This is a genomic window from Arthrobacter sp. Dra40, from assembly GCF_059091905.1.
In genome coordinates this window covers 23,449-30,250 of record NZ_JBNHHB010000061.1, presented here as the reverse complement: position 1 = coordinate 30,250, position 6,802 = coordinate 23,449, and the positions used below count along the sequence as shown (strand labels likewise).

4 protein-coding genes and 1 pseudogene are annotated in these 6,802 nt (G+C 69.1%); all 5 read right to left on the bottom strand.

What is annotated here, in order from left to right; all coding sequences use genetic code 11:
* On the bottom strand, positions 1-701 hold a 701-nt coding region (locus AC5RWT_RS20530), incomplete at its 3' end, for an MFS transporter (protein WP_494081777.1).
* Positions 685-2,367 carry an ATP-binding cassette domain-containing protein gene (locus tag AC5RWT_RS20525; RefSeq protein ID WP_494081776.1) on the bottom strand — a complete coding sequence of 561 codons (1,683 nt, stop codon included), beginning with the start codon at positions 2,365-2,367 and terminating at the stop codon, positions 685-687. The genes AC5RWT_RS20525 and AC5RWT_RS20530, both read right to left, overlap by 17 nt.
* A 345-nt stretch (positions 2,368-2,712) precedes the next feature.
* Positions 2,713-2,865, bottom strand: a pseudogene (locus AC5RWT_RS20520) (alcohol dehydrogenase); the annotation flags it as partial.
* A gap of 79 nt (positions 2,866-2,944) precedes the next feature.
* Positions 2,945-5,833 carry a helix-turn-helix transcriptional regulator gene (locus AC5RWT_RS20515; protein WP_494081775.1) on the bottom strand — a complete coding sequence of 963 codons (2,889 nt, stop codon included), beginning with the start codon at positions 5,831-5,833 and terminating at the stop codon, positions 2,945-2,947.
* A gap of 39 nt (positions 5,834-5,872) precedes the next feature.
* On the bottom strand, positions 5,873-6,697 hold the full coding sequence (locus tag AC5RWT_RS20510) for a fumarylacetoacetate hydrolase family protein (protein ID WP_494081774.1): 825 nt from the start codon (positions 6,695-6,697) through the stop codon (positions 5,873-5,875).
* Between the last annotated feature and the right edge of the window lie 105 nt (positions 6,698-6,802).

Here is a 6,802-nt window from a genome sequence, read left to right as displayed (position 1 = left end):
TCCCGCCAGGCGGCGAAGCGGCCGGGGCGGGCCCCGCCGTCGTCGTCATGCTGGGGCCGGTGGGGCAGGAAGGCCCGCGGCACCACCCACGTGGCGGCCGCGACCACCACCGCCAGCACCGCCAGATGGGCGGCCAGCGAAACCCCGAGCACGGAGAGCCAGGCGCCGATCATGGCTCCCGCGAACGCGCCCAGGCTGAAGGCGGCGTGGAACTTCGGCATGATCGTGCGCAGCAGCTTCCGCTCCACGTCGGCGCCTTCGATGTTCTGCGCCACGTCCCACCAAGCCACGCCGACGCCGTAGCAGAACAGCGCGGCGGCAGCGCCCGGGACCGTTCCGGCGGCCAGCGCGCCGGCCAGACCCGCGCCGCTGACGGCGGCGATCAGGCCGCCGGCACGGACGGTGTTGGCGGTGCCGATCCTGGCGGCAAGCGGGCCGGCGAGGGGCAGCGAGATGACCGAGCCGAGGCCGAGGGCCAGCAGCAGCGCGCCGATGCTGCCGGCGCTGATGTCCAGCGTCGCCGCGGCCGCCGGGATGCGGGCCGCCCAGCTGGCGAAGACCAGCCCGTTGAGCCCGAAGATGGCGAAGGTCGCGTAGGTGGCGGCGCGGACCGGGGCGGGCGGTGTGCCGGGCCCGCGCTTCAGGGCCTTGCTCCGCTCGACGTTCTCCCCGACACCCGGCGGCTCAGCGCTCCCGGACAACGCGTTCCTCGTCCCAGACCGGGGTTTCGCTCTCGTAGACCCTGCCGTCGGTGCCGAAGACCAGGAACCGGTCAAAGCTGCGCGCGAACCAGCGATCGTGGGTGACGGCCAGCACCGTGCCTTCGAAGGCGTCGATGGCCCGCTCCAACGCCTCCGCGGAATGCAGGTCCAGGTTGTCGGTCGGCTCGTCGAGCAGCAGCAGGGTGGCGCCGGAGAGTTCCAGCAACAGGATCTGCAGCCGGGCCTGCTGGCCGCCGGAGAGCGAGTCGTACAGCTGTTCCGCCTGCCGGGCCAGGCCGTAGCGGTCCAGGACGGCGGCCGCGGCCTCGCGGCCCAGGCCGGAGCGGTGGTCGTCGCCGCGGTGCAGGATGTCCACCAGGGAACGGCCCAGCAAGTCCGGGCGGACGTGGGTCTGGGCAAAGAAGCCGGGACGGATCCTGGCACCGAGCTTGACCGTGCCGGCGTGCGGCACGTGGGCGATCTGGACCTCGGAGACCGGCAGGTGCTCTTTCTCCGGGTCGGTGCCCCCGCCGGCCAGCAGGCGCAGGAAGTGGGACTTGCCGGAGCCGTTGGATCCCAGCACCCCCACCCGGTCGCCGAACCAGATCTCGGTGCTGAACGGCTTCATCAGGCCCGTGAGCTCCAGCTTCGTGGCCACCACTGCCCGCTTGGCGGTGCGCCCGCCCTTGAGCCGCATCTGCACGTTCTGTTCGATCGGAACGGCCTCGGGCGGCCCGGCTTCGAGGAACTTCTCCAGCCGGGTCTGGGCGGCGTGGTACCGGTTGGCCATGTCGGAGCGGAAAGCGGCCTTGTTCTTGTACATGTTCACCAGCTCTTTAAGCTTGGCGTGCTCCTCGTCCCACCGCTTGCGCAGTTCTTCGAACCGGGCGTTGCGGTCGTCCCGGGCCTGCAGGTAGCTTTCGAAGCCGCCGCCGTGGACCCAGGCCGTGGCACCAAGGGCGCCGGGTTCCAGAGTGACGATCCGGGTGGCCGCATTGGCCAGCAGCTCACGGTCGTGGCTGACGAACAACACCGACTTCCGGGACTCTCGCAGCTTGTCTTCCAGCCAGCGCTTGCCCGGAACGTCCAGGTAGTTGTCCGGCTCGTCCAGCAGCAGCAGGTCGTCCGGACCGGAGAAAAGGGCTTCGAGCACCAGGCGCTTCTGCTCGCCGCCGGAAAGGGTCGAGGCGCTGCGGTACTGGGCCCGGTCGAAGGGCACGCCCAGCGAGGCCATGGTGACCTCGTCCCACACCGTCTCCTGCTCATAGCCGCCGGCATCGCCCCAGTCGGCAAGCGCCTGGGCGTAGCGCATCTGGGTGGGTTCGTCGTCGTGCTCCATCATGGCGAGCTCGGCAGCGTCCACTGCCCGTGCCGCGGCGGCAAGGACTGGCGGGGCAGCCCCGACCAGGAGGTCCCGGACCGTGGTTTCGTCCCGGACCTGGCCGACGAACTGCCGCATGATGCCCATGCTGCCGGAGCGGGCCACGGCGCCCTCGTCAGGGACCGCGTCTCCCGCGATGATGCGCAGCAGGGTGGTCTTGCCGGTGCCGTTGGGGCCGATCAGCGCGGTCTTGGCGCCGTCGCCGACCTTAAAGCCGACGCCGTTGAGCAGCTGGCGACCGTCGGAGAGGAAATAGTCGATGTTGGAGACGTCAAGATGGGCCACGGAACCAGTCTGTCATGACCCCGGGCATACGAAATGGCTCAAAGTCAGGCCTCCCCATTAGCCAACTCACTTCGAGCCATTTCGTGTGCGGCACCTGGATCCGCCGCCCAAAGGCAGGTCCCCCAACCGGGATCCGAATGCCGCCGCCTCCGGTGTGGTCTCCCGTTCCGGTTGCTGACACCTTCAATCATGGTGGAGGAAGCCTGTGTATTCCAGCTAAAGCGACCCTAGTTAGCAAACCCTAGGGTGCTGCAGTCCTTACTGGCGTGCCGCCTGGCGCCGGCCCGCAACGGGCGCACTGCGGGAGGACCGGCCAGGGTTGGCGCGAGCGGAAGGAACCCACTGTCAAGCCTTAAAGAGCCTCCGGACAACCTGCCCTTCAGACAAGGCGTCAAGCCCGTCGTTAATCTCATCCAGCGGACAGGTGTCCGTGTGCAGCAGTTCGACCGGAAGCCGGCCCTGCCGCCAGTAGCCGAGGTAACGGGGAATGTCCCGCTCAAAAACCCGCATGTGCCCTCCTTCGTATGCTGGCGTTGTGGATTGAGCGGTCCCCCAAGAGGTTCGCCACGGGCTGCTCTTAGTCCTGCCGATCCAGGACGGCCGCCAGCTCCTTGCGGGAACCGATTCCCAGCTTGGCGAACGAGCGGGACAGGTGCCATTCCACCGCCTTGATGGTGATGAACAGCTCCGCCGCAATTTCCCGGTTGGTGAGCCCCTTGGCCGCCAGGGAGCAGACCCGGTATTCGGCCGGCGTGAGGCGGTCGGCCTTGTTCTCTGCGATCAACGGCAAGTGCGAATCCTGCCGGGCCAGCAGTGGCGCCATGCGCCGGGCCACTGCCGCGGCGCCAATCCGGTTTCCCAGCACCAATGCCTTGCGGGCCGCTGCCAGCGCTTCCGTCCTGTAGATCCGGAGGGCGCCGTCCGCTTCACGCTGCAGGCAGGTCTCGGCCAGGTCGGCGAGGGCCAGCGCCAGCTGGTAGCGGCCCTCGTTCGCTTCCAGCAGCGTGATGGCCTCGCGCAGCATGGCGATCGCGGATGGTCCGGGCTGGGCCAAGGCGGCTACCCGCAGGACCGCGCCGGTCAGGCGGGGAGCGCCGAAGGAGCGGGCCTCGCGGAGCAGCTCGGCGGCAACCGCGGAAGCGTACTCCGTTTGCCCGGCGCGGGCGGCGCTTTCGATGGCGCTGCGCGTCCACAGGCTCAGCGTGGGCCCGAGGCCCGACCCCAGGTCCATTGCATTGGCGAAGTAGTCGAGGGCCAGCAGATGGTCACCGTGACCGGCCGCGACCACCCCGTGCAGCTGCAGGGCCATGGCCTGGACCAGCGGAACCCGTTCCTCCGCCAGCGGGACCCGCTTCAACAGGGCGTCGGCGGCGGCAAGATCATCGCGGGCAATGTAGACCTCGGCCAGCGTCGCGCACGCAACCTCCAGATACGTGCGCCAGCCGGTGTCAGCCGCCTGCATGCTCGTTTCCAGGTCCATCTGGGCCAGCCGCAGCCGTCCCCGGTTCAGGTGGATGGCCCCGCGGCAGTATGTGAGCGTGGCGTTGGCCATTGGCGAGGAGTTGGCCCGGGCCTCGGCTATGGCTGCCTCCAGCAGTTCCAGGGCGGCATCGTCCTGTTCCGAACCGTTAAGCGCACCGGTCGCGTAGTTGATGATGTTGGACTCCGCACCGACCTCGGCCAGGAGTTTCCCGCCGGCGCACGCCCGCAGGGCCAGTTCGCCGCTGCGTTTGGCGTCCGTGCCGGTCACGCTCAGCCGCAGCGCCTCTTGCACCAGCAGGAGGCGGTCGCTCGGACCGTCCTGCGCTGGGTCCTGCGCCAGGATACTGGCCAGTTCCTGGCCGAACTGCGAGGCGAACTGCAGTTGCTGGAATCCGGCCCCCGTCGCCAGCGCTACTACGCGGCGTTTGAGCTCGGTGTGCGGCTCGTCGTCGTTCTCCAGTTCCTTCAGTGCCTGGCTGTAGCAGCGGGAACTTTCCTTCACCCGGTTGATCGCATACTGGGCCTCGGCATAGTCCATCAGCAGCTGGACCCGCGCCTGCGTGCCCTCGGTCATGGCCAGGGCGCGGCGCCCCAGGGCTTCCGCCTCTTTCATGTGCCCGACCGCCTGCTGTGCCAGCGACGCCTCAACCATGATCCGCCGCCGCAGATCGGCCGGCAGCCGGTCCTCGGCCATCGCCCGCTCGATGAATCTGACAGACAGCCCGGCAGCCCCGGTGCGGCGGGCGCGGCTTGCAGCATCGAGCAGTATTCCGGCAGCGGCCGGATCGGCGCCGGGCACAGTCTCCAGCAAATGGCCGGCAACAACGGCAGCCTCGCTGTTCTGAGCCATTAAGGCGGCGGCAGCCAGACCATGAAGCTCGGCCAGGCGTTCGCGGCCCAGCGTCGCAAGCACTGCTTCAGCCACCAGCGCATGCTGGACCCGGGGCCGCGGACGCAGGGCGGTGAGGAACCGGGCTGCGACAAGCCGTTTCAGCACCGGGGTGATCTCGGCCGCCGGAAGCCCTGTCAGGTGCGACAGAAACTGGTGGCTGGCGTCCTCACCCAGGACTACGACGGCGTCCAGCACCGCCCGCTCAGTCCCCGAAAGCCGGTCCAGGCGATCTTGAAGCACCGCTGCTTCGGCGTTGGCCTTGCCGGCGCCGGTCCCGGCCGCAGCAGCGCCGGCGCAGGTGCCGGTGCCGGCCGCAGCAGCCCCGAGGCCGCCTTCGAGCAGCTCATGGATGTAGAACGGCATCCCTCCTGCCGCGGCATGGAGGCGCGTCGCCTCGGCATGGTCTACTCCGGGCCGGCGGGCTGCGGCCCACTCGGCCACCGACCTTCGGTCGAGCGGCTCCAGCGGCCAGTGCACCCGCCCATTGGAGCGGGCGGCACCACGCCTGGCGCCGCCGCCGTCGGCATCAAGCAGCAGGGAGTCCACCCGGAGGCCGTCGCCACGCTCGGCGCCCGGGCCGGTGCGCACCCCGCGCAGCAGCAGCAGCGGGACGTCGATCAGCAGGCCCGCCATGTCGGACAGCGACTGCAGCGAGAGTTCATCCAGCCATTGCGCATCGTCCACCACGGCGACCACCGGGGCCTGCAGGGCCAGCGAGCGCAGTACCCAGGACGCCGAATAGGTCAGGGCGTCCTTGTGCAGCGGACCGCCGGCGGAGGTGAGGAAATTGTGCAGCACGCGGCCCTGCCCGTCGAAGGGCGGGCCGTGATCCGGCACCTGCTGGGCCAGCGAGGCAAACCACTGCCAGAACATGGAACCGGGCAGCGAGCGGCGCGCGGCCCCGGCGGAACGCAGCAGTTTCCATCCGCGCGAGGAAGCATCCCGGCACACCGTTTCCAGCAGCGAGGTCTTGCCGATTCCGGAGGGCCCGCTGACCGTCAGTTCAATGCAGTGCCCGGATTCCACAGCAGTGGCAAGGTCGCGCCACTGCGCCACCTCACGCTCACGCCCAAACAGCCGCGGTTGTGCCACGCTCTGATCCTAAGGCGCGGAAGGGACAAATTCGACGTTTCACTCCACTTCTTCGGCCACGCAGCGGTTGCGCAGCTCGCCGATGCCCTCGATCCGCGTGACCATCTCCGCTCCGGCAGGAATCCATTCACGCGGTGTCCGGGCCAGTCCCACGCCCGCAGGCGTGCCGGTCGCGAGCAGGTCGCCGGGCTCCAGCGTCATGAATTGGCTGACATAGGAGACCAGCTGTGCGCAGGAGAAAATCAGGTCGGAGGTTGTTCCCGACTGCTTTTTCACGCCGTCCAGCTCGCATTCCACGGCCAGCCCTGCTTCCGGGTCCAGCTCGTCAGCGGTGACGACGACGGGGCCCACCGGAGTCATACGGTCCCAGTTCTTGCCTTGAAACCACTCCGAGGTGCGCCCCTGCCAGTCGCGGACCGAGACGTCGTTCATCACCGTGTAGCCGGCGATGGCGTCCCGGGCGGCGGCCTCGTCGGCGCGCCGGAGCCGGGAGCCGATCACCACGGTCAGCTCCGCCTCCCAGTCGATTTTCTTGCTGGCCGCGGGCATCACCACGTCATCGGTCGGTCCGACCAGGGCATTGGCGTACTTGGTGAAGATGGTCGGGTACTTCGGAACCTCCTGGCCCACCTCTTCGGCGTGCGCGTAGTAGTTCAGGCCGGCGCAGAGGATTTTGCCCGGGTGCAGGATGGGCAGCCCCAGCTCCGAATCCTTGGGCGCCGGACCGGGCTCGCCGGAGAGGGTGCGCCAATTGCCGCGCTGCAGCAACTCGCCCACGTCCTTGGCCGGCAGGTACTCGGTGGTCTCCCCCTCCTGCCGGAATGCCTGCGTGGTCCCGTTCCGCCGTACTGTCCCCAGTCGCATCTGTACCTCCTTGCGGCGGCCGAGCACCGCCGTCGTTAAGTTGTTGGGCTCAGGTAGCAGCCCCTTTGCACGATATCTGGTTGCGTCCCGCCGCACCGGACTCCG